Annotated in this window: 23 protein-coding genes; 11 read left to right on the forward strand and 12 right to left on the reverse strand. The window is 60.4% G+C overall.

Features of this window, described 5'->3' with window-relative positions; all coding sequences use genetic code 11:
* Positions 1–124 precede the first annotated feature (124 nt).
* The 3 genes from JBO08_RS17470 to JBO08_RS17480 form a co-directional block, all read right to left on the reverse strand.
* Positions 125–970 (reverse strand): ATPase, encoded by an 846-nt coding sequence (locus JBO08_RS17470; protein ID WP_220074369.1) that lies wholly within the window; start codon positions 968–970, stop codon positions 125–127.
* A gap of 114 nt (positions 971–1084) precedes the next feature.
* On the reverse strand, positions 1085–2083 hold the full coding sequence (locus tag JBO08_RS17475; RefSeq protein ID WP_220074370.1) for an NAD(P)-dependent oxidoreductase: 999 nt from the start codon (positions 2081–2083) through the stop codon (positions 1085–1087).
* A 52-nt stretch (positions 2084–2135) separates the two neighbouring features.
* Complete coding sequence (locus JBO08_RS17480; protein WP_220074371.1) at positions 2136–3029, reverse strand: LysR family transcriptional regulator ArgP; 894 nt, start codon at positions 3027–3029, stop codon at positions 2136–2138.
* Between the two features lie 105 nt (positions 3030–3134).
* Here JBO08_RS17480 and JBO08_RS17485 point away from each other — a divergent pair, with 105 nt between their 5' ends.
* From JBO08_RS17485 to JBO08_RS17510, 6 genes are all read left to right on the forward strand, one after another.
* Positions 3135–3734 carry a LysE/ArgO family amino acid transporter gene (locus JBO08_RS17485; protein ID WP_220074372.1) on the forward strand — a complete coding sequence of 200 codons (600 nt, stop codon included), beginning with the start codon at positions 3135–3137 and terminating at the stop codon, positions 3732–3734.
* A gap of 178 nt (positions 3735–3912) precedes the next feature.
* Positions 3913–4509, forward strand: a complete 597-nt coding sequence (locus JBO08_RS17490) for a superoxide dismutase (RefSeq protein WP_017125974.1) — start codon at positions 3913–3915, stop codon at positions 4507–4509.
* Between the two features lie 153 nt (positions 4510–4662).
* Positions 4663–4845 carry a hypothetical protein gene (locus tag JBO08_RS17495; protein WP_065881025.1) on the forward strand — a complete coding sequence of 61 codons (183 nt, stop codon included), beginning with the start codon at positions 4663–4665 and terminating at the stop codon, positions 4843–4845.
* 207 nt (positions 4846–5052) lie between these two features.
* Complete coding sequence (locus JBO08_RS17500) at positions 5053–7104, forward strand: bifunctional diguanylate cyclase/phosphodiesterase (protein ID WP_065873561.1); 2052 nt, start codon at positions 5053–5055, stop codon at positions 7102–7104.
* Positions 7105–7231: 127 nt separating this feature from the next.
* Positions 7232–8575 carry an imelysin family protein gene (locus JBO08_RS17505; RefSeq protein WP_049711788.1) on the forward strand — a complete coding sequence of 448 codons (1344 nt, stop codon included), beginning with the start codon at positions 7232–7234 and terminating at the stop codon, positions 8573–8575.
* A 251-nt stretch (positions 8576–8826) separates the two neighbouring features.
* Positions 8827–10281 carry a TrkH family potassium uptake protein gene (locus tag JBO08_RS17510; RefSeq protein ID WP_065873563.1) on the forward strand — a complete coding sequence of 485 codons (1455 nt, stop codon included), beginning with the start codon at positions 8827–8829 and terminating at the stop codon, positions 10279–10281.
* Here the strand turns inward: JBO08_RS17510 and JBO08_RS17515 are convergent.
* A complete protein-coding gene (locus JBO08_RS17515) occupies positions 10238–11296 on the reverse strand; it encodes an AraC family transcriptional regulator (RefSeq protein ID WP_065873564.1) in 1059 nt (352 codons plus the stop codon). The genes JBO08_RS17510 and JBO08_RS17515 overlap by 44 nt on opposite strands.
* Positions 11297–11456: 160 nt before the next feature.
* Here JBO08_RS17515 and JBO08_RS17520 point away from each other — a divergent pair, with 160 nt between their 5' ends.
* The 3 genes from JBO08_RS17520 (at position 11457) to JBO08_RS17530 (ending at position 13620) form a co-directional block, all read left to right on the forward strand.
* Entirely contained in the window at positions 11457–11768 is a 312-nt protein-coding gene (locus JBO08_RS17520; RefSeq protein ID WP_049711785.1) for a DUF962 domain-containing protein, read from the forward strand.
* Between the two features lie 367 nt (positions 11769–12135).
* Positions 12136–12318, forward strand: coding sequence for a hypothetical protein (locus JBO08_RS17525; RefSeq protein ID WP_049711784.1), 183 nt, complete (start codon positions 12136–12138; stop codon positions 12316–12318).
* Positions 12319–12423: 105 nt separating this feature from the next.
* Positions 12424–13620, forward strand: coding sequence for an MFS transporter (locus JBO08_RS17530; RefSeq protein WP_065889921.1), 1197 nt, complete (start codon positions 12424–12426; stop codon positions 13618–13620).
* On the opposite strand, the gene arfB is transcribed toward JBO08_RS17530, so the two are convergent.
* From arfB to JBO08_RS17545, 3 genes are all read right to left on the reverse strand, one after another.
* On the reverse strand, positions 13617–14030 hold the full coding sequence (arfB, locus tag JBO08_RS17535) for an alternative ribosome rescue aminoacyl-tRNA hydrolase ArfB (protein WP_016975416.1): 414 nt from the start codon (positions 14028–14030) through the stop codon (positions 13617–13619). The two genes, JBO08_RS17530 and arfB, sit on opposite strands and share 4 nt — an antisense overlap.
* Positions 14031–14042: 12 nt before the next feature.
* The gene (locus JBO08_RS17540; RefSeq protein WP_220074373.1) at positions 14043–14726 is read right to left on the reverse strand and encodes a pentapeptide repeat-containing protein; all 684 of its coding nucleotides are present in this window, start codon (positions 14724–14726) and stop codon (positions 14043–14045) included.
* A gap of 103 nt (positions 14727–14829) precedes the next feature.
* Positions 14830–16251 carry an amino acid permease gene (locus tag JBO08_RS17545; RefSeq protein ID WP_065873569.1) on the reverse strand — a complete coding sequence of 474 codons (1422 nt, stop codon included), beginning with the start codon at positions 16249–16251 and terminating at the stop codon, positions 14830–14832.
* A 638-nt stretch (positions 16252–16889) separates the two neighbouring features.
* On the opposite strand from JBO08_RS17545, the gene JBO08_RS17550 reads away from it, so the two are divergent.
* Both JBO08_RS17550 and JBO08_RS17555 read left to right on the forward strand, forming a co-directional pair.
* Positions 16890–17027, forward strand: coding sequence for a hypothetical protein (locus JBO08_RS17550; RefSeq protein WP_003175756.1), 138 nt, complete (start codon positions 16890–16892; stop codon positions 17025–17027).
* A 74-nt stretch (positions 17028–17101) separates the two neighbouring features.
* Complete coding sequence (locus JBO08_RS17555) at positions 17102–18061, forward strand: leucyl aminopeptidase (RefSeq protein ID WP_220074374.1); 960 nt, start codon at positions 17102–17104, stop codon at positions 18059–18061.
* A 195-nt stretch (positions 18062–18256) separates the two neighbouring features.
* Here the strand turns inward: JBO08_RS17555 and rluB are convergent, their stop codons facing one another.
* From rluB to JBO08_RS17580, 5 genes are all read right to left on the reverse strand, one after another.
* Positions 18257–19468 carry a 23S rRNA pseudouridine(2605) synthase RluB gene (gene rluB, locus JBO08_RS17560; RefSeq protein WP_065873571.1) on the reverse strand — a complete coding sequence of 404 codons (1212 nt, stop codon included), beginning with the start codon at positions 19466–19468 and terminating at the stop codon, positions 18257–18259.
* A 144-nt stretch (positions 19469–19612) separates the two neighbouring features.
* A complete protein-coding gene (locus JBO08_RS17565) occupies positions 19613–19804 on the reverse strand; it encodes a DUF1289 domain-containing protein (RefSeq protein WP_065873572.1) in 192 nt (63 codons plus the stop codon).
* A gap of 55 nt (positions 19805–19859) precedes the next feature.
* Entirely contained in the window at positions 19860–20798 is a 939-nt protein-coding gene (scpB, locus tag JBO08_RS17570; RefSeq protein WP_065873573.1) for an SMC-Scp complex subunit ScpB, read from the reverse strand.
* A 12-nt stretch (positions 20799–20810) separates the two neighbouring features.
* Positions 20811–21509 (reverse strand): ScpA family protein, encoded by a 699-nt coding sequence (locus JBO08_RS17575; protein ID WP_175403020.1) that lies wholly within the window; start codon positions 21507–21509, stop codon positions 20811–20813.
* A gap of 120 nt (positions 21510–21629) precedes the next feature.
* Positions 21630–22259, reverse strand: coding sequence for an L-threonylcarbamoyladenylate synthase (locus tag JBO08_RS17580; protein ID WP_065873575.1), 630 nt, complete (start codon positions 22257–22259; stop codon positions 21630–21632).
* Positions 22260–22267: the final 8 nt, after the last annotated feature.

Genomic DNA, 22267 nt, shown 5'->3' on the forward strand with positions numbered 1-22267 from the left:
TCAGCGCTTCGCCCCAATCAACGGTGGGCGGGCTTGCTCGCGAATGCAGAGTGTCAGTCGCCTGATGGGTCACTGATACATCGCATTCGCGAGCAAGCCCGCTTGTGTCTTGAACCGGTTTCGATCATTGACTCTGTGGTGTGCCGCCGCCGGGCGCATTCAGCCGCTGGTTCAGGTTCTGCACCTGGCTCTGCAACGTGGTGATGTTGCGCGTGGTCTGGATACGGAACACGTCGAACTCTTTATTGGTTGGCGCGTCGCTGTTGGCCGGCTGGTTATCCTGCGCGCTTTTGAGCACTACCAGATCCTGCTCGATCCGGGCGATGGCCGCACTTGGGTTGCCCTGTTTCTTCAACGCGGCCACGTCAGCGGAAAGCTCCTTGATTTCGGCATCGCGCTTACCTGCGTCACTTTGCGCCGCCTTAAGCGTCGCCACGGCGTCGGTCAGGGCCTGGACCTGGCCTTGCAGCTTGCTGTTGGCGTTGGACAGTTCAGTGGTGCTGGCCGTCATTTGCGCCAGCCGCTTATCCAACTCGGTGGCCTGGCCGGCCACGCCGACCTGCTGTTTGCCCTGCTCCAACAACTGGCTTTCGAGCTGCTTGATCTGCAGTTTCAACGCTTCGCTGCCGTTGTTGACGCTGGCTTCACTGGCCACCACCTTGCCGGAAATATCCTGCAGGCGCCCCGCCGCTTCTTCGCTGATGCGCGCAAAACTTTCCTGGGTGGCAACCAATTGCTGGCCCATCAGGGAAATCTGCTGGAAGCTCCACCAGGCCAGGCCCGCAAAAGCGATCAGCAGCGCGCCGATCAACGCCCATAACGGGCCGGTGCTGGCGCCCTTGACCTTGACTACCTTCGTGTTGCGCGAACGCACCGAGGTGGCCGGGGTCGGTTCGAAATCATCGTCATCCCCGACATCGGCCCGCAGGCTGGGAACGTTGTCGAAGTCGTCTTTAGCATCGTTGCGCATGAATCAACCCTGAATCGGTGAAATGGCGAGCGACGGGAGTATAAACCGCCTTCCCGGCGCACTGGTCGACCTGGAAGGCCAGATTCGGTTCCCCAAGTGTTGCCTGTTGTGTGCTTACTTGAACCCTGGGTCCTGGGCCTTCCACCAACTGCAGAACTCGTCGAGGGCGGTCCACAGGCTGACCTTGGGCTCGTAGTCCAGATAATGCCTGGCGCGGCTGATGTCTAACGTGAAATCTTTGTTCATGACTTGCATGCCCAGGCGCGACAATGCTGGCTCTGGACGCCCGGGCCACATCGCGCAGAAGGCCTCGTTGAGGGCCGCCACGCTGTAGGACAAACCGTAGGACCGATACCGCGTTACCTGCGGCAACTCCATTTGGCGCATCACGTAGTTCACCACATCCCACACCGGCACTGGCGTGCCGTTGCTGATGTTGTAGGCCTTACCCAGTGCTGAACCGGTGGCGAGCAGGCTGCTGAGCAGCGCTTCATTGAGGTTGTGCACGCTGGTGAAATCGACCTTGTTCAGGCCGTCGCCGACGATAGCCAGGCGGTTCTTGCGCTGCATTTTCAGCAGGCGTGGGAAGATGCTCATGTCGCCGGCGCCGGTAACGAAGCGCGGGCGCAGGGCCAGCACTTCGAGGCCGAACTCCTGGGCGCCGAACACCTTTTGTTCCGCCAAGTATTTGGTGGCGGCATAGGGATGCTTGAAGCGCTTGGGGACTTGCTCTTCGGTCAGGCCCAGGTGGTCGCGGCCGTCAAAATAGATTGATGGCGACGACAAGTGCACCAGTCGGCCGACCCGTTGCTTGAGGCAGGCCTCGACCACGTTCTCGGTGACCTGCACGTTGCCTTGATGAAAGTCCTGATAGCGCCCCCACAGCCCGACAGCACCCGCGCAATGCACCACGGCTTCGACATCGCGGCACAGCCCGCACACCAGGTCGGCGTCATTCAGATCACCCTGGATAAACTCGGCGCCGCGCCTCACCAGGTGTTCCACACCTTCAGCGCGCCGCCCGTTGACCCGCACGTCCAGGCCCTGCTCCAAGGCGAAACGCGCGAAGCGCCCGCCAATGAAGCCGCTTGCGCCGGTGACCAGAATCTTCATGTGTTACCCCGTGTGCTTTCGTTTTTCATCGCTGTTGCCTTGACGCGCGCCATTACTCCAACGGCACCAACCATTGGCCACATGCCTGGGCCAGGTGATCCGTCAACAAGCCCAGCAGTTGCCCGCCACTGCGCCAATGATGCCAGTACAACGGCACGTCGATGGGCTTATCTGGCAATAACTCGACCAATACGCCCTTTTCCAGTGGGTCGCGCACCTGCAATTCCGGCACCAGCCCCCAGCCCAGGCCTGCTTCTGTCAAACGGATGAAGCCTTCTGACGAAGGGCACAAATGGTGCTCGAAACCACCGTCCACGCCGAGGGACGCCAGGTAACGGTGCTGCAGGAAATCATCCGGGCCGAACACCAGTGCCGGGGTGCGCGCCAGTTGATCAGCGCGTACGCCATCCGGAAAGTGCCGGGTTATAAAAGCCGGGCTGGCCAGCGCCCGGTAGCGCATAGCGCCCAGCAACAGGCTGCGTGCCCCGGCAACCGGGCGCTCGCTGGCGCAGATGCAGGCGGCCACTTCGCCAGCACGCATGCGTTTGAGGCCCACGGTCTGGTCTTCCACCACCAAATCCAGCAGCAAATGGTGTTCGGCGCAAAAATCGCTGACGGCCTCTGCCCACCAAGTGGCCAGGCTATCGGCGTTCAACGCGATGCGCAGGCGCTCGGGCATGCCTTCCTCGTCCAGTGCCGGCACCTGACTTTGCAGGTCGCGTTCCAACAGGCGCACCTGTTGCACATGGTTGAGCAGGCGACGGCCGATCTCGGTAGGCGTCGGCGGCGTGGCCCGCACCAGCACCGGCTGGCCGATGCGCGCCTCGAGCAACTTGATGCGCTGGGAGATCGCCGATTGCGAGAGCCCCAACACTTGCGCGGCGCGCTCGAAGCCAGCCTGTTCCACCACCGCCGCCAGGGCAGAAAGCAATTTATAGTCGAACATCAGTTTCTCTAATGAGCGATCAGCAATATTTGTTTTTCTTATACAGCCTGTGCCAAGAGAATAGCCAGCATCGCTTCTCTTGGCAGCGGACACGGAGTAATCCCTATGTGGCAAAGTTATCTGAATGGCCTGCTGGTCGCGCTCGGCCTGATCATGGCCATCGGCTCCCAGAATGCCTTTGTATTGGCGCAAAGCCTGCGTCGCGAGCATCACTTGCCGGTCGCGGCGTTGTGCATAGTGTGCGATGCCCTGCTAGTAGCCGCCGGGGTGTTCGGATTAGCGACGGTGCTGGCACAAAGCCCATTGCTGCTGGCGATTGCCCGTTGGGGCGGCGCAGCTTTCCTGATCTGGTACGGGGCTTGCGCACTGCGTCGGGCCTGTTCAAAACAGAGCCTGGAACAAGGCGACAACCTCAAGGTGCGCTCCTTGCGCGCCGTGTTGCTCAGTGCCTTGGCGGTGACGCTGCTCAACCCTCACGTGTACCTAGACACTGTTTTGCTGATCGGCTCTCTCGGCGCGCAGCAAACCGAGCCCGGCGCCTATGTGGCCGGTGCCGCCAGCGCCTCGTTCGTGTGGTTCGCCACGTTGGCACTCGGCGCGGCCTGGCTGGCCCCCTGGCTGGCGCGCCCCGCCACCTGGCGCCTGCTGGACCTATTGGTAGCGGTGATGATGTTCAGCGTGGCCTACCAATTGATCAGCGCCTGAGGAATATTCCAAAACGCTCTGGAACCTCTATCCCACACAGTTGTTGCGTGGTTTTGCCGCACCCCCGGTGCTATGATCCGGACCCTGCGCCGCAAAGAGTACAAACTCCCCGGCGCTTGTTTGGCCGCCCGTGATCGGCCTTGCGCTCACCGCAACTGACCTGATTAGGAGAATCATCATGGCTTTCGAATTGCCGCCGCTGCCCTACGCACACGATGCCCTGCAGCCGCACATCTCCAAGGAAACCTTGGAATTTCACCACGACAAGCACCACAACACCTATGTCGTGAACCTGAACAACCTGGTGCCAGGCACCGAGTTCGAAGGCAAGACCCTGGAAGAGATCGTTAAATCCTCTTCGGGCGGCATCTTCAACAACGCTGCTCAGGTCTGGAACCACACTTTCTACTGGAACTGCCTGGCGCCAAACGCCGGCGGCCAACCTACCGGCGCGCTGGCTGAAGCCATCAACGCTGCGTTTGGTTCGTTCGACAAGTTCAAGGAAGAGTTCACCAAAACGTCCGTCGGCACCTTCGGTTCCGGTTGGGGCTGGCTGGTGAAAAAGGCTGACGGTTCCCTGGCCCTGGCCAGCACTATTGGCGCCGGCAACCCGCTGACCAGCGGCGACACCCCGCTGCTGACCTGCGACGTATGGGAACACGCCTACTACATCGACTACCGTAACGTGCGTCCAAAGTATGTGGAAGCGTTCTGGAACCTGGTCAACTGGAAGTTCGTGGCTGAGCAGTTCGAAGGCAAAACCTTCACTGCCTAAGCACCGCTTGCAGCAGAAAGGGCCCGGCGATTGCCGGGCTTTTTTGTGGGTGTTCCACAACGTCGACCTGCCCAGAATCGTGGAACGCGCGGAAGGGAATGTGCCACCCATCCAGCGAGAGGAATACCCCTCCCACACGCTTCTGGAGAATCAATGATGGAAGAAATCGGAAAAGCAGGCGCACAGATGGCGATGCAATTAATCACCGGACTTATGAAAGGCCTCGCCGGCGGGGCGGGTGGCGGTGATGGCGCTGCTGCCAGCCCTCCCAGCAAACCAGGCGAGGACATGATGCCGCCGGCGCCACCAAAGATCGAGATTTCAGCCTATCAATAAAAGCGGCCACGGTAGGAAAGGCATTTGCCTGACCACACGTACGCCGAGCCCCCCACGCGGCGGAGCAAATCCGCCGTTTTTTCTGGTTTTTTCTCCCTCCCCACCGCCAAGACGTCTCCAGCCCTAATGTTCCTTTGACTGGCCTCACGGGATTGCCAATACTCATGGCATATTGAAGGCCACCCGCATGAGACAAGGAATGCCCCTTTGAAGCTGGAACTCAAGAACAGCTTGTCGGTGAAGTTACTACGGGTTGTGCTGCTGTCGGCATTGATCGTGGGCGTAGCGCTGAGCGTGGCGCAGATCGTTTTCGATGCCTACAAGACGCGCCAGGCCGTGGCCGGCGATGCCCAGCGCATCCTCGACATGTTTCGCGACCCCTCGACCCAGGCCGTCTACAGCCTGGACCGCGAAATGGGCATGCAAGTGATTGAGGGCCTGTTCCAGGATGACGCGGTGCGCATGGCGTCCATCGGCCACCCCAACGAAACCATGCTGGCCGAGAAGAGCCGCGCCTTGCAGCACGCCCCGAGCCGCTGGTTGACCGACCTGATTCTTGGCCAGGAACGCACGTTTACCACGCCCCTGGTCGGCAAAGGCCCCTACAGCGAGTATTACGGCGACCTGAGTATCACCCTCGACACGGCCACCTATGGCCAGGGATTTATCGTCAATTCGGTGATCATCTTTATTTCCGGTGTATTGCGCGCCCTGGCCATGGGCCTGGTGCTCTACCTGGTTTATCACTGGCTGCTGACCAAGCCGCTGTCGCGGATTATCGAACACCTGACGTCGATCAACCCGGACCGGCCCAGCGAACACAAGATCCCGCAGCTCAAGGGTCACGAACGCGACGAATTGGGGCTGTGGATCAACACCGCCAACCAGCTGCTCGAGTCCATCGAGCGCAATACCCACCTGCGCCATGAAGCCGAAACCAGCCTGCTGCGCATGGCCCAGTATGACTTCCTGACCGGTTTACCGAACCGCCAGAAACTGCAGGAGCAACTGGACAAGATCCTCATTGACGCAGGCCGCCGACAACGGCGCGTAGCGGTGTTGTGCGTGGGGCTGGATGATTTCAAAAGCGTCAACGAACAGTTCACCTACCAGGCCGGTGACAAACTGCTGCTGGCGCTGGCCGACCGTTTACGCGCGCACAGTGGGCGCCTCGGTACCCTGGCCCGTCTGGGCGGAGACCAGTTCGCGCTGGTCCAAGCCGATATCGAACAGCCTTACGAGGCCGCCGAGCTGGCACAAAGCATCCTTGATGACCTGGAAGCAGACTTCGTCCTCGACCACGAACGGATCCGCCTGCGCGCCACCATCGGCATCACCTTATTCCCAGAAGACGGCGACAGCACTGAAAAGCTGCTGCAAAAAGCCGAACAGACCATGACCCTGGCCAAGACCCGCTCGCGCAACCGCTATCAGTTCTATATCGCCAGCGTCGACAGTGAGATGCGCCGCCGCCGGGAGCTGGAAAAAGACCTGCGCGACGCCCTCAGCCGCAACCAATTCCACCTGGTGTACCAGCCGCAGATCAGTTACCGCGACCACCGTGTGGTGGGCGTGGAAGCCCTGTTGCGCTGGGAGCATCCGGAACACGGCCTGGTCCCGCCGGACCTGTTTATCCCGCTGGCGGAGCAGAACGGCACGATTATCCCGATAGGCGAATGGGTACTCGACCAAGCCTGCCGCCAATTGCGCGAATGGCACGACCTGGGCTTTACCGACCTGCGCATGGCGGTCAACCTGTCCACCGTGCAGTTGCACCACACCGAGTTGCCGCGGGTGGTCAATAACCTGATGCAAATCTACCGCTTGCCGCCGCGCAGCCTGGAACTGGAAGTCACGGAAACCGGCCTGATGGAAGACATCAGCACCGCCGCCCAGCACCTGCTGAGCCTGCGCCGGTCCGGTGCGTTGATCGCGATTGATGACTTCGGCACCGGCTACTCATCCCTCAGCTATTTGAAAAGCCTGCCCTTGGACAAGATCAAGATCGACAAGAGCTTCGTCCAGGACCTGCTGGACGATGACGACGACGCCACCATCGTGCGCGCGATCATCCAGCTGGGCAAAAGCCTGGGCATGCAGGTGATCGCCGAAGGCGTGGAAACCGCTGAGCAAGAGGCCTACATCATCTCCGAAGGCTGCCATGAAGGTCAGGGATACCACTACAGCAAACCCTTGCAGGCCCGAGAGCTGGCGGCTTTTTTGAAGCAGTCGGAGCGCAATAACGCCGCCATTCTCTGACTTGGCATAACGATACTGAATATTTCCCGCGTATAACCCTTTACACAAAATGCAAATCTTTCGCATTATGTCGCAGTTTTGCGCGCCCCCGGCGCGCCCTCTCAACAACCGAAGCAGGATGTTCGCCATGATTCGTATGCCCCTGGCCACCGCCAGTCTGCTGGCCATTGCCATTTCTCTCGCCGGTTGCGGCGAAGGTAAAGACAAGGCCCCTGCAAACCAGGCGCCGACCCCGGCTGCCAGCACCACCGCTCCAGCCGCTGCCACCCCTGCCGGCCAGGTCGACGAAGCAGCCGCCAAGGCCGTGGTCGCGCATTACGCAGACATGGTGTTTGCGGTCTACAGCGACGCCGAGTCCACCGCTAAAACCCTGCAAACCGCGATCGACGCGTTTCTCGCCAAGCCGAACGACGAAACCCTGAAAGCCGCGCGTACCGCCTGGGTGGCCGCCCGCGTTCCGTACCTGCAGAGCGAAGTGTTCCGCTTCGGCAACACCATCATCGACGACTGGGAAGGCCAGGTGAACGCATGGCCGCTCGACGAAGGCCTGATCGACTACACCGACAAGTCCTACGAACACGCCCTGGGTAACCCAGGCGCTACCGCCAACATCATCGCCAATACCGAGATCCAGGTCGGCGAAGACAAGGTCGACGTGAAGGACATCACCCCGGAAAAACTCGCCAGCCTCAATGAGCTGGGCGGTTCCGAGGCCAACGTCGCCACCGGTTACCACGCCATCGAATTCCTGCTCTGGGGCCAAGACCTGAACGGCACCGGCCCAGGCGCCGGCAACCGTCCTGCGTCGGACTACCTGACCGGCGACGGTGCCACAGGCGGCCACAACGAGCGTCGCCGTGCCTACCTGAGCGCTGTGACTCAACTGCTGGTCAGCGACCTGGAAGAAATGGTCGGCAACTGGAAACCCAACGTCGAAGACAACTACCGCGCCACCCTGGAGGCAGAACCTGCCACCGACGGCCTGCGCAAGATGCTGTTCGGCATGGGCAGCCTGTCCCTCGGCGAGCTGGCCGGTGAGCGCATGAAGGTTTCCCTGGAAGCCAACTCGCCGGAAGACGAGCAGGATTGCTTCAGCGACAACACCCACAACTCGCACTTCTACGACGCCAAGGGTATCCGCAACGTCTACCTGGGCGAGTACACCCGTGTTGACGGCACCAAAATGACCGGCGCCAGCCTCTCGTCCCTGGTGGCCAAGGCCGATCCAGCTGCCGATACCGCGCTGAAAGCGGACCTGGCAGCCACCGAAGCGAAGATCCAGGTCATGGTTGACCACGCCAACAAGGGTGAGCACTACGACCAGTTGATCGCTGCGGGTAACGATGCGGGCAACCAGATCGTGCGTGACGCCATCGCTGCGCTGGTCAAGCAGACCGGTTCGATCGAAGCGGCGGCGGGCAAGCTGGGCATCAGCGACTTGAACCCGGACAGCGCTGATCACGAGTTCTGATCAGTAGCGCGTTGAAAAAGGCGACCTTCGGGTCGCCTTTTTTGTGCGCGCTACCTGCTACCACACAACTCCTGTGGGAGCTGGCTTGCCTGCGATAGCGAGCTGTCAGTTGACGAATGTTTCGCAGACCCACCGCTATCGCAGGCAAGCCGGCTCCCACACTTGACCGGTTTCGCCTCGGACGCCCCGGTTTACAAGACCTGCACCGCAGGTAGAATGGCGCCTCTACCCAATAACCCCGAGCTCACTTCATGGCGTTGCCGACCCTACGCATCATCGGTTTCATCATCGGCATCTTCCTGATCACCCTCGCGATCGCCATGGTCGTGCCAATGGCGACCCTGGTGATCTTCGAACGCACCCGTGACCTACCCTCTTTCCTGTGGGCCAGCATGATCACCTTTCTCGCCGGCCTGGCCCTGGTGATCCCGGGTCGCCCCGAGCATGTGCACCTGCGCCCGCGGGACATGTACCTACTCACCGTTACAAGCTGGGTGGTGGTATGCATCTTTGCTGCGCTGCCGTTTCTGTTGACCCAGCACATCAGCTACACCGACTCGTTTTTTGAAAGCATGTCCGGCATCACCGCCACCGGCTCCACCGTATTAAGCGGCCTGGACGCCATGTCGCCAGGCATCCTGATGTGGCGCTCGCTGCTGCACTGGCTGGGTGGCATCGGCTTTATCGGCATGGCGGTGGCGATCCTGCCACTGCTGCGTATCGGTGGCATGCGCCTGTTCCAGACCGAATCCTCGGACCGCTCGGAAAAGGTCATGCCCCGCTCGCACATGGTGGCGCGGCTGATCGTGGCGGCCTACGTCGGTATCACCATCCTCGGCAGCCTGGCGTTCTGGTGGGCCGGGATGGGCCTGTTCGATGCGATCAACCACGCGATGTCGGCGATTTCCACCGGGGGGTTCTCCACCTCCGATGAATCCCTGGCCCACTGGAAACAACCGGCGGTGCACTGGGTGGCGGTGGTGGTGATGATCCTCGGCAGCTTGCCGTTCACCCTGTACGTGGCCACGTTGCGCGGCAACCGCCGGGCGTTGATCAAGGACCAGCAGGTACAAGGCTTGCTCGGATTGTTGCTGGTGACCTGGCTGGTACTGGGCACCTGGTACTGGTGGACCACCAACCTGCATTGGCTGGACGCCCTGCGTCATGTGGCGTTGAACGTGACCTCGGTGGTCACCACCACAGGTTTTGCATTGGGGGACTACAGCCTGTGGGGCAACTTCTCACTGATGCTGTTCTTTTACCTGGGCTTTATCGGTGGTTGTTCAGGCTCTACGGCGGGTGGGATCAAGATCTTCCGCTTTCAGGTCGCCTATATCCTGCTCAAGGCCAACTTGAACCAGTTGATTCACCCGCGCGCGGTGATCAAGCAGAAGTACAACGGCCATCGCCTTGACGAAGAGATCGTGCGTTCGATCCTGACGTTCTCGTTTTTCTTCGCCATCACCATCTGCGCCATCGCCCTGGCCTTGTCGCTGCTGGGACTGGACTGGATGACCGCCTTGACCGGCGCAGCCAGTACCGTGTCCGGCGTCGGCCCGGGCCTGGGGGAAACCATTGGCCCGGCGGGCAACTTCGCCAGCCTGCCGGATGCGGCCAAGTGGATTCTGTCACTCGGCATGCTGCTGGGCCGGCTGGAGATCATTACAGTCTTTGTTCTGTGCATTCCGGCGTTTTGGCGTCACTGACGGCTGACGCTTCCAGCAACCGCGCCCGGTATTCGCCGGGCGTGGCGTCGAACCAACGACGAAACGCGCGAAAGAAGTTGCTCGGGTCGGCAAAACCCAACAGGTAGGCGATTTCCAATAACGTCATGCTGGGCTGCGCCAGGTACTGCTCGGCCAGTTCGCGGCGGGTGTCATCGAGCAGGGTCTGGAAGCTGGTGCCCTCCTCCTGTAGACGCCGCTGCAAGGTGCGCTGGGAAAGGTGCAACGTCTGGGCCACCACTTCTCGCTTGGGCTCACCTTGGGGCAACAGGCGGCACAACACCTGCCGTGCCTTGTGGGTCACGCGGCTTTCCGAAAAACGCGCCAGGTATTCGCCGGCAAATCGATCATGCAGCAGCGCCATGGCCTCGTTGGCCGTGGGCAGCGGCGCGTCCATGTCGGCCCGCTCGAAAATCAGCGCGTCATAGGGCGCGTTGAATTCCAAAGGTGCATGGAAGGCTTGTTTGTAGGGCGACAGGTCCGCCGGTTGATCACCCTGCAACACTACCTTGCGCGGCTGCAGGGTACGGCCGGTCAGCCAACCGCACAGGGCCAGGGCACTGGCCAGCGACGCTTCGGCGCTTTGTCGGGTGGGCGGCAGGTGATCGCCATGCACCGTCAGAATCAGCGCATAACCTTCGGGGATCAGTCGGAAACTCAGGTCGGCACTTTCGGCGATGATGCGCTGGTAGCGCACCAGGCGCATAAAGCCCTCGGCAAGGGTATTGCTGGACATCAGTGCATAGCCAGCTACATGAAACGACGCCGGGCGCACCACTTTACCCATGTTCAAGCCGATCGCCGGGTTGCCTGAAAGCTCCACCGCCCGTTGCCACAGGCGCGTCATGGAGTCTTGCGGAAACCGCGCATCGGGTTCACTCAGGGCGGCGTAGTCCAGGCCGAGCTGCTTGAACAAGGCGCGGCAATCCAGGCCGTCCATTTCCAATGCCTTGACGATCCCCATCGCCCAGCTTGCAGAAGTTGTTCGTTCGCTCATGGCGTCTTCTTAAAAAAGCAGGTTCAAATGGCAGCCAGGAAGCCAAGGATACTAAAGTGGCGTCTATTGTCACTGGCTGTTACTACTGATCACTCTAGACTCAAATAAGCTCCCCGCCGAACACCTGTTGGGCGGCATAACAATCAAAGGGCCGGTCACTGTGGAAAACGTCAAGCAATTCAATAGCTTTGCTGAGTTCTATCCTTATTACCTGAGCGAGCACGGCAACAGCACGTGCCGGCGCCTGCATTTTATCGGCACCACGCTGGTGATCGGAATTTTGGCGTACGCCATCGGCAGAGGCTCGCTGGGCCTACTGATTGCCGTGCCGATTGCCGGCTACAGCTTTGCGTGGATCGGCCACTTCTTCTTCGAAAAAAATCGCCCGGCGACGTTTCAGCACCCGTTCTACAGCTTGCTCGGGGATTTTGTGATGTATCGCGACATGATCCTGGGCAAAGTGCCGTTCTAAAGGTAAGTGTGACCCCATGTCACTTGCGTTTGCAGGATGAAGGGTCGCCTATCCGTCGAGATAAAAGTCTATTTGTCATTTACAGTGCTGTATCCTGCCAAGGCTTTTTGAGAGCGCGGAATCACCTGCGATTGAAAAAACAGACCTTGCGAGGAGCGACGACGATGCACGAGATACCTAATCTCCCCTTCCCAAGCCTGCACCCTACAGAGCAGCCAACACCGCAGCAGGCCAGCGACAAGCAGCCTGAGGCCAGAGAAGCAAAACCAGTCGACAGCAAAAGCCAGGACTGACGCCGTACCAGACCGTGTGGAAAGCGCAGCTTTGAGCGCTTTCCACACTGCCTGAATTATCCGAGATACCTGCCATGACTGACGCCTCCCCCACTCCCCCGGACACCGCCGTACTCGATGCTGCCCTGCAGATGGTCGAGGTCTGGAACCGCCTCAGCGCCGACAAGCAAGCCGTGCTGCTCAAGCGCTTCGGCACCCAGGAAAACGCGCTGGCCGCCCTGGTCACCACGCAATTGCTGGCCCCTGCGCAAACCTGAGGTCTTTGTGACCTGAGGTTTTTGCGTTTTACCGCCCTGCGCGGGCCAAACCACCGGTATCATTAGCAGCCTATCTTTACCTGCTGCGACAGTGGACCTCTCCCCATGCCAGATACCCAGCGCCCCATGGCGGTCACGCTGCAAGTTGTTTCCATCGTGCTGTTCACCTTTATCGGCTACCTGAATATCGGCATTCCCCTGGCCGTATTGCCAGGCTATGTCCACAGTGAGCTGGGCTACGGCGCGGTGATTGCCGGCCTGGTGATCAGCGTGCAATACCTGGCCACCCTGCTGAGCCGCCCCTATGCGGGCAAAATCATCGACAACTTGGGCAGCAAGCGTGCGGTGCTGATCGGTTTGGCGGGCTGTGGCCTGAGCGGCGTGTTCATGCTGCTCGCGGCGTGGTTTTCAAGCGTGCCTGCCGTGAGCCTCTGCAGCCTGCTGATTGGCCGACTGGTGCTGGGCAGCGCTGAAAGCCTGGTGGGTTCGGGCGCCATCGGCTGGGGCATCGGCCGGGTCGGTGCGGCAAATACCGCCAAAGTCATCTCCTGGAACGGCATCGCCAGCTATGGCGCCTTGGCCGTCGGCGCGCCATTGGGCGTATTACTGGTGAGAAACTTCGGGCTGTGGAGCATGGGCGTCAGCATCATCCTGCTGGCGGTCGTCGGCTTGTTGCTGGCCTGGAACAAAGTCGCAGCGCCGATCGTCACTGGCGTGCGCCTGCCGTTCATGAATGTGCTGGGCCGGGTATTGCCCCACGGCTGCGCGCTGGCGTTGGGCTCCATCGGCTTTGGCACCATCGCCACGTTTATCACCTTGTATTACACCACCCAGCACTGGGACAACGCGGTGTGGGCCCTGAGCCTGTTCGGCGCCAGTTTCATCGGCGCGCGCTTGCTGTTCGGTAACCTGATCAACCGCATCGGCGGTTTTCGCGTGGCGATTGCCTGCCTGTCCGTGGAAATCCTAGGGCTGCTGTTGCTGTGGCTGGCGCCGGACGCCAACCTGGCCTTGGCCGGCGCGGCGTTGAGCGGCTTCGGCTTTTCCCTGGTGTTTCCGGCGCTGGGGGTGGAGGCAGTTAACCTGGTACCGGCGTCCAGCCGTGGCTCGGCGGTGGGGGCCTATTCGCTGTTTATCGATTTATCGCTGGGCATCACCGGCCCGCTCGCCGGCGCCGTGGCGGCTGGCTTCGGCTTTGCGTCGATCTTCCTGTTCGCCGCCCTCGCCGCCCTGGGTGGTTTGCTACTGAGCGTGTACCTGTACCGCCAGGCACCCAAGGCCCGTGAAGCGCGCGGCGACTAAAAGTCGACCTTGCCGCGCCCGGCCTTGATGCTGCCCCGCTTGGTCTTGGATTCGAGGCGACGCTTTTTCGAGCCCAGGGTCGGCTTGGTCGGGCGGCGCTTCTTCTCGACCTTGGTGGCGCTGAGAATCAACTCCACCAAACGCTCCAGCGCATCCGCGCGATTCTGCTCCTGGGTCCGGTATTGCTGGGCCTTGAGCACCAGCACGCCTTCGCTGGTGATACGGCTATCGCGCAGCGCCAGCAGCCGCTCCTTATAGAATTCCGGCAGCGACGACGCCGGAATGTCAAAACGCAGGTGCACCGCGCTCGACACCTTATTCACGTTCTGCCCACCTGCGCCCTGGGCGCGAATGGCGGTCAGCTCGATCTCGGCGTCGGGCAAGTGCACGTTGTTGGAAATCACCAGCATCAATCAAAACCCTTACGCAACGGACAAGCCCAACTCGGACAACAACATCGAGGCCTGGGCTTTGGAAATCACAGCGCCTTTGAACAGTTTGGCATCATTGAGACGGAAACCGCTTAAATCCGCACCGCGCAAATCGGCGCCGGCGAAATTGGCACCGTTGATACGGGCGTGGGCGAGGCTGCAGTCGATCAGTTCGGCCTTGCGAAAGTCGGCGTCCGACAAATCGCTGTCGGAGAAGTCCAGGTTATTCAGTACGGTGCGCGCAAACGACAGCCCGGACAGGAAAGCGCTGTTCAGTCGAGTCTCGCTGAAGCTCAGGCCCAGGGAAGCGCAATGGGTGAAGTTGGCCCCGGTCAACTTGCAGTGTTCAAAGCTCGCCTGGGACAGCTTGCTGCGCTGCCAGCGGGTGTTGTTCAGGTCGCAGCTGTGGAACTGCGCCTCCAGTAGGTTTGCCGCTTCAAATATGGCGTGGCCGGCCCGACAGCTTTTGCACTGGGTACCTTCCAGGCGCGAACCGAGGAAGGAGGTCTGGACGAGGATGCAGCGTTCAAACACCCAGTGATCCAGCACCATGCGCGACAGATCGGCGCCACTCAGGTCGACGCCGATCAGGCGTAAGGGCCCGCCGTGCTGGTCGATGAGGTCTTCCAGATCAAAGCGCTGTAAAGCGCCGCCGTCGATGTCGGTGTGTTGCATGGGACCTCCGGGCGAGCGCTGGAAAAAACGAGGGGCGATTCTAACCTGCTGCCGCAAACAAAAAACCCGGCAAGGTGCCGGGTTTTCTATTTGCGGAAAGGTCCTACTCCAAAACTGTCCGCGTTGTGCTCGCGACCACACGGGCACTGCGCTTATTCTTGATCCAGTAGCACACCGCCATAAACGCCACCCACACCGGGATCGCGAACACCGACACCTGAATCCCTGGAATCATCAGCATGATCACCAGGATAAACACCACGAACGCCAAGCACACATAGTTGCCGTACGGGTACCACAACGCCTTGAACAACGGCACCTGACCGGTGCGGTTCATGTGCTGGCGGAACTTGAAGTGGGAGAAGCTGATCATCGCCCAGTTTATCACCAGCGTCGCCACGACCAGAGACATCAGCAGTTCCAGTGCGTGTTGCGGGATCAGGTAGTTCATCAACACCGCCACCAGGGTGATCGCCGCCGAGGCGAGGATAGAGCGCACTGGTACGCCGCGCTTGTCGATCTTCGCCAGTGCTTTGGGCGCATCACCCTGTTCGGCCATACCCAGCAGCATGCGGCTGTTACAGTAAGTGCCGCTGTTGTACACCGACAGCGCCGCCGTCAGGACCACGAAGTTAAGAATATGCGCGGCGGTGTTGCTGCCTAGCATCGAGAACACCTGCACGAACGGGCTGCCGCTGTAGGCATCGCCCGAGGCGTTGAGGGTTGTCAGCAGGCTGTCCCACGGTGTCAGCGACAACAGCACGACCAGCGCACCGATGTAGAAAATCAGGATGCGGTAGATCACTTGGTTGATCGCTTTCGGGATCACAGTGCGTGGCTGGTCCGCTTCGGCGGCAGTGAAGCCAAGCATTTCCAGGCCACCGAAGGAGAACATGATGATCGCCATGGCCATCACCAAACCGCCGACGCCGTGAGGGAAGAACCCACCGTGCGCCCATAGGTTAGTCACCGAAGCCTGCGGCCCGCCGCTGCCGCTGACCAGCATGTAGCTGCCCAGGGCGATCATGCCGACGATAGCCACCACCTTGATGATGGCGAACCAGAACTCAGCCTCACCAAAGACTTTGACGTTGGCCAGATTGATCAGGTTGATCAGCACGAAGAACGCCGCCGCCGAGACCCAGGTCGGAATCTCCGGCCACCAGTAATGCACGTATTTGCCGACAGCCGTCAGCTCCGACATGCCCACCAAAATGTACAGGATCCAGCAGTTCCAGCCCGACAGGAAGCCAGCGAAACCGCCCCAGTACTTGTGGGCAAAGTGACTGAAAGAGCCGGCGACCGGCTCTTCAACGATCATTTCGCCGAGCTGGCGCATGATCATGAAGGCAATGAAGCCGCAGATGGCATAACCCAGGATCATCGAAGGGCCGGCGGATTTGAGCACCCCGGCAGAGCCCAGGAACAGGCCGGTGCCGATGGCGCCCCCGAGGGCGATCAACTGGATATGCCGATTTTTCAAGCCGCGTTTCAGCTCGCCTGAAGAGGAATGGGGTCCACTCATGAAAAGGGTCTCACGCAAGGTTTGATGATGTTGAATGCACGTTGCTGCCTTGAATCTCGACTCAAGCAGCGCTGCTCAAACCCCAGCGCAGGCACCAGGAATACAGCGTCTTTCTAACGGTCATGCGTCACCTGTTTATTTTTATCTGTGACGAAATCGAACCCGCCTGGCTCGTGGCCGGGCGGAGTGATCAGGGTCGATAACCCTGAGGTCTTGGCCTTTTGCGTGGGTACGCAAGGGGCGTCACAGTAAAACGCGGCGGATTGTACACCGCTCGACAGCTTGGGGCCGCCCCGCAACGGTGCATGCGACGATCTGTCAGGCATTTCTTACAGGGCTTCACCGCTCAACAAGCGCGCGGCTTTATCGTCAATTAATCGTTACAGCGCGGAAAATCTACGTTACAGGCGTGAACTCACGGAAAATTGGCGGCGGGAAACTTCCTACAAATCCCCATGATCAGCCTGCTGTTTTTTATGAAAAAAAAGCTAACGGGCCTAAATAGAAAAAATTGTGCAATTGGAACCGTGTCAATAAATATTTTGCATTCTGAAACAGGCTCTCCTAGGTTCATTCCACTTGCCCAGCGCAGCCCGTTGGCAAGCCGTTCTCAAACAACGTCCTCTAGGAGATACACCATGCAAGCACTGGAAAACGACCTGGAAACCGAACTGCAACTCGACGATTGGTTTGAAGCGCCGACCCATGAGGCCGCCGTTGAAATGATGCAAGCCGATGCCGTCGTGCCGTTCGGCACCGCGATGTGGCCTTTCTAAAAATCGGCAGGTATCCGGCAGGTGTTGTGCACGGCACCTGCCACCCTTACCCAAGGCACAATAGGATGTACGTCATGGACAAGGCCCGCGCCGTCGAACACTTTCTCTACTACCTTGCGCACCACCCGGCCCTCAGCGGCCTGAATCGTCCCACCGTGTTACTGGGCCATACCGAGCGCTACGACGCCATTGCCCAGGCGATCACCCACAGCAGCGCCGCCCGTTTCAATTTCCGGGTGCAGCGCCTGGACCTGGCCGCCAGCGATGGTTTGGTCCAAGCCATCGAAGCCTGCGACCTCTATCTGTTTTTCTACGATTCCTCGACTTTGCCCAACCCACGCGCCGAAGGCCCGGACTTTATCCGCGCGCTGCAGCGCGTGATGGCCGAGCACTGGAAGAAATCCCTGCTGTTCAAGGATTACGGCGACTATTTCTACGACACCTTCAGCGTCGAGCCGCAGCGCATCGCCGACCTCAACGCCACACTGATCCGACGCATGTCCCAGGCCAATGTGTTGAGCTTCACCGACAAGCACGGCTCGCGGCTGGAGGCGCCGCTGAGCAGCATCAAGAAGTGGACCAATATCAACGGCATCGGCAACCACGACCTGGCACCCGGCGAGATCGCGACCCACAGCGAAGCCATCAATGGCCAGGTGCGGTTTGTCGGCACCTTTCTCAGCACCATCCCGTTTGCACGCAAATATGGCGTGCTGCAATCACCGCTGGAGCTGTGGATCGAGAACTCGACCGTCTGCAGCGTAGCCAGTGAGGTGCCGGGGTTGGCCAATGACTTCAACAAGTACCTGAATGCCAACCCGTCCAACCGGCGCGTGGAGGAATTAGGGATTGGGACCAATGAAGGGGTCAAGGATTTGTATGCGCGCAATGCCGGGTTTGAGGAGCGCCATTGTGGGTTGCATTTGGGTTTGGGGGGTGGGCAGAAAGGCAGCCATCACCTGGACCTGATCTTTGCCAGCGGGGTGTTGGCGCTGGATGACAAGCCGGTGTTTGATGGCAGGTTTGCGTTCTAACCACTGACCTCATGAACGCTGAGGCTCTAAATGTGGGAGCTGGCTTGCCTGCGATGCAGACACCTCGGTCTATCAGACAGACCGCAGTGATGCCATCGCAGGCAAGCCAGCTCCCACAGTTGAACGCATTTCAAATTCAGACCAAAAAAAACGCCAACCCGAAGGTTGGCGTTTTTTTATGCAGCGCTTAGCAAATCACTGCGGCTTCTTGCGACCAAAACCAGGACGCTGACCCGAACCGGCCGGGGCGCCACGGCGCTTGCCCGATGGCTCGTCCGCGACCAGTTTGGGGCCGGGGCGCTTGTTAGCGGCCGGCTTGGCTGGACGCTTGGTGCTGGCGCTGTCGGCAGGGCGATCCGCTTCACCGCGATTGCTGCGACCACCGGCCGGAGCTGGGCGCGGCGTGCGTGGAGCACGCTCGCCTTCCTGGCGCGATGGCGCGGTCGGACGACGCTCGCCTTCGATCTGCGGCTCACGGGAAATACGACCGCCGGTAGCCGGTGCATTCAGCGCAGGGCGCAGGGTGCGGGCAACGCGCTCGGTACGAGCAACCGGACGCGACGATTTACGCTGCATACGCTCAAGCTTGTCTTTGCTCTTGGCGTTCATCTGCGGCATCGCGACTGGCGTCAGGCCGACTTCGGCGCTGAGGATGTCGACTTCGTACTGGCTCATTTCGCGCCAGCGGCCCATCGGCAGGTCGGAGTTCAAGAACACCGGGCCGAAACGCACGCGCTTCAGGCGGCTGACCACCAGGCCCTGGGATTCCCACAGGCGACGCACTTCACGGTTACGGCCTTCCATCACCACGCAGTGGTACCAGTGGTTGAAACCTTCGCCGCCTGGGGCCTGCTTGATATCGGTGAACTTGGCCGGGCCGTCTTCCAGCACCACGCCGGCTTTCAAGCGCTCGATCATCTCGTCATCGACTTCGCCACGCACACGCACAGCGTATTCGCGGTCCATCTCGTAGGACGGGTGCATCAGGCGGTTGGCCAATTCACCGTCAGTGGTGAACATCAGCAAGCCGGTGGTGTTGATGTCGAGACGACCGATGTTGATCCAACGGCCTTCTTTCGGCTTAGGCATCTTGTCGAACACGGTCGGACGGCCTTCCGGGTCGTCACGGGTGCAGATCTCGCCATCGGGCTTGTTGTACATGATCACGCGGCGCACCGATTCGGCGGCCTCTTCACGCTTGATGACCTTGCCATCAATGGTGATTGCATCGTGCAGGTCGACGCGCTGGCCGAGGGTAGCCTCGACGCCGTTGACCTTGATGCGCTTCTGGGTGATCCAGGCTTCGACGTCGCGGCGCGAGCCCACGCCGATACGCGCCAGCACCTTTTGCAGTTTTTCACCTGCTGGGCCGATTTCCTGGCTGTCGTTCTGGTCTTTGTCGTTCATCTTAAGCACCTCCCGGTGGGTCGATTCAGGCGTGGCCTGAAGAGTGTTGAAAGCGGGGCTTTGGCCGAATAGCTCGGCAAAGGGTCGCGAATCATACGCGCATGACGCGCGTTGCGCATCAGAGACTAGTCGATATGGCCCAAGTCATTTGCTTTTCCGCCGACCGGTGGCGCCCAGGGCCAGCAATCGGAGCTCGGCCTCGGCCAACACTGTGCGCTTGTCGACCTTGTCGAGTTTCTTCCAGGCACGGATTTCGCGCTTGTTGCGGCCACAGCCAAGGCAGATGTCGTCGCTGAATTTGCAGACGCTGATGCAGGGGTCTTTGGTTGAACTCATATGATTTCTCCCTGGCAACAATAATCAAATGTGGGAGCGGGCCTGGCGGATCGCGTTAGTCTTCAAACTCGCGGCGCTCGTTCTCGATGGCTTCGGCCAGGGCCCTGGCTTCGTCTTCTTCGTCGCTCAGCGGCGGCTGTTCGAGGGCGGCGACGGCGGCCAGGAGTTTCTCGCGGGCTTCGGCCACGCCGAGGACATCTTCTTCGGGCTCAGGCTCGGATTCAGGTTCGACCTCGGGCTCAACGTCCACGTTCACTTGGGCTTCAGGCTCTGCCGCGCCATCACGCAACAGGTCGTCGAAGTCGGTCTTGATGCCCTGCTCCATGTCGTCCAGCTCAAGCAACAACGTGTGGAAACTGGTCTCGTCCTTCGGTTCTTCCGGCTCGGCGCTGGCATCCGCCAACTCTTGCAGGCTGGCGGGCACGGGGGCGTCGTCGAAGTCCAGCACCGGGTCGGGTTCCATTTCGCGCAGTTCGGCGAGCGGCGGCAGGTCGTCGAGGTTTTTCAGGTTAAAGTGGTCGAGGAACACCTTGGTGGTGGCAAACATCGCCGGTTTGCCGGGAACGTCACGGTAGCCAACGATGCGGATCCACTCGCGCTCCAGCAAGGTCTTGACGATATGGCTGTTGACCGCCACGCCACGTACGTCCTCGATCTCGCCCCGGGTGATGGGCTGGCGGTAGGCGATCAGCGCCATGGTTTCCAGCATTGCCCGCGAATAACGTTGCGGGCGCTCTTCCCACAAACGCCCAACCCACGGGGAAAACTTCTCACGGATCTGCAGGCGATAACCCGACGCCACCTCGCGCAGTTCAAAGGCACGGCCGTCGCAGGATTTGCGCAATATCTCCAGCGCCTTCTTGAACACCGGCGGCTCAGGGCGCTCGGCTTCTTCAAAGAGTTCGAACAAGCGCTCCAGGGATTGCGGTTTACCCGAGGCCAGGAGAAAGGCCTCCAGCAGCGGCGCCAGTTCGCGGGGTTCAGTCAGATTCATCGATTCAGCTCTTTATTCGGCTCGCGCCCGCACGTGGATAGCCGCAAAAGGCTCATTCTGGACCAGCTCGACCAAGGATTCCTTGACCAATTCAAGGATCGCCATAAAAGTCACCACCACCCCCAGGCGCCCTTCTTCTTTCGTAAACAGTTCGACAAAAGGCACAAACCCGCCACCTTTGAGGCGATCCAGCACATCGCTCATGCGCTCGCGGGTCGACAACGCTTCGCGGCTGACCTGGTGGCTTTCAAACATATCGCCACGGCGCAGTACCTCGGCCATGGACATCAATAATTCTTCCAGGCTCACGTCCGGCAGCAACTTGCGCGCGCGGGCCTCGGGCGCGTCGAGTTTGGGCACGACCACGTCGCGGCCCACCCGGCTCAAGCCATCGATACCTTCGGCGGCCGCCTTGAAGCGCTCGTACTCTTGCAGGCGACGGATCAGTTCGGCGCGCGGGTCGTCTTCTTCGGCCTCAACCGTCTCCGAGCGCGGCAGCAGCATGCGCGACTTAATCTCGGCAAGCATGGCGGCCATCACCAGGTACTCGGCGGCCAGTTCCAGGCGCACCGACTGCATCAACTCTACATAGCCCATGTACTGACGGGTGATTTCCGCCACCGGGATGTCGAGGATGTTGATGTTCTGCTTGCGGATCAGGTAGAGCAGCAAGTCCAGCGGGCCTTCGAAGGCTTCAAGGAAGACTTCCAGGGCGTCCGGCGGGATGTACAAGTCCAGCGGCATTTCCAGCACGGCCTGGCCGTACACCATTGCAAATGGCAGTTCCTGCTGGGCGCCGGCCTGGCTGTCGACGGTTTCCACAGACGACATTCAGGCCTCAACCATAAATGGAGCAGGGTCGCCGCAACCCACACGGATGACCTCGGGTTCGCCGTCGGCCAGGTTGATCACCGTAGAGGCTTTGCCACCGCCGAAGCCGCCGTCGATGATCAGGTCCACCTGTTTTTCCAGGAGCTGGCGCATTTCGTACGGGTCTTCCAGCGGTTCGCTGTCGCCGGGCATGATCAACGACACGCTCATCAGTGGCTCACCCAGCTCGGCCAGCAGCGCCAGGGCAATCGGATGCTCCGGCACGCGCAGACCGATGGTACGTTTCTTCGGGTGCAGCAGCAGGCGCGGCACTTCGCGGGTGGCGTTGAGAATGAAGGTGTAGGGTCCAGGCGTGTGAGCCTTGAGCAGGCGGAAGGTGCCGGTGTCGACCTTGGCGAACAGCCCCAGTTGGGACAAGTCGCTGCAGATCAGCGCAAAGTTGTGGTTCTTGTCCAGGTCACGCAGGCGTCTTACACGCTCTACCGCGCCCTTGTCGCCGATCTGGCAACCAATAGCGTAGGACGAATCCGTTGGGTAGATCACCACGCCGCCGGCGCGAATGATCTCGACGGCCTGTTTGATCAGGCGCGCCTGGGGGTTTTCCGGATGAATCTGGAAAAATTGACTCACGTGTTCTA

It is taken from the genome of Pseudomonas sp. LAP_36 (assembly GCF_019456785.1).
GTDB classification, from domain to species: Bacteria; Pseudomonadota; Gammaproteobacteria; order Pseudomonadales; family Pseudomonadaceae; genus Aquipseudomonas; species Aquipseudomonas tritici.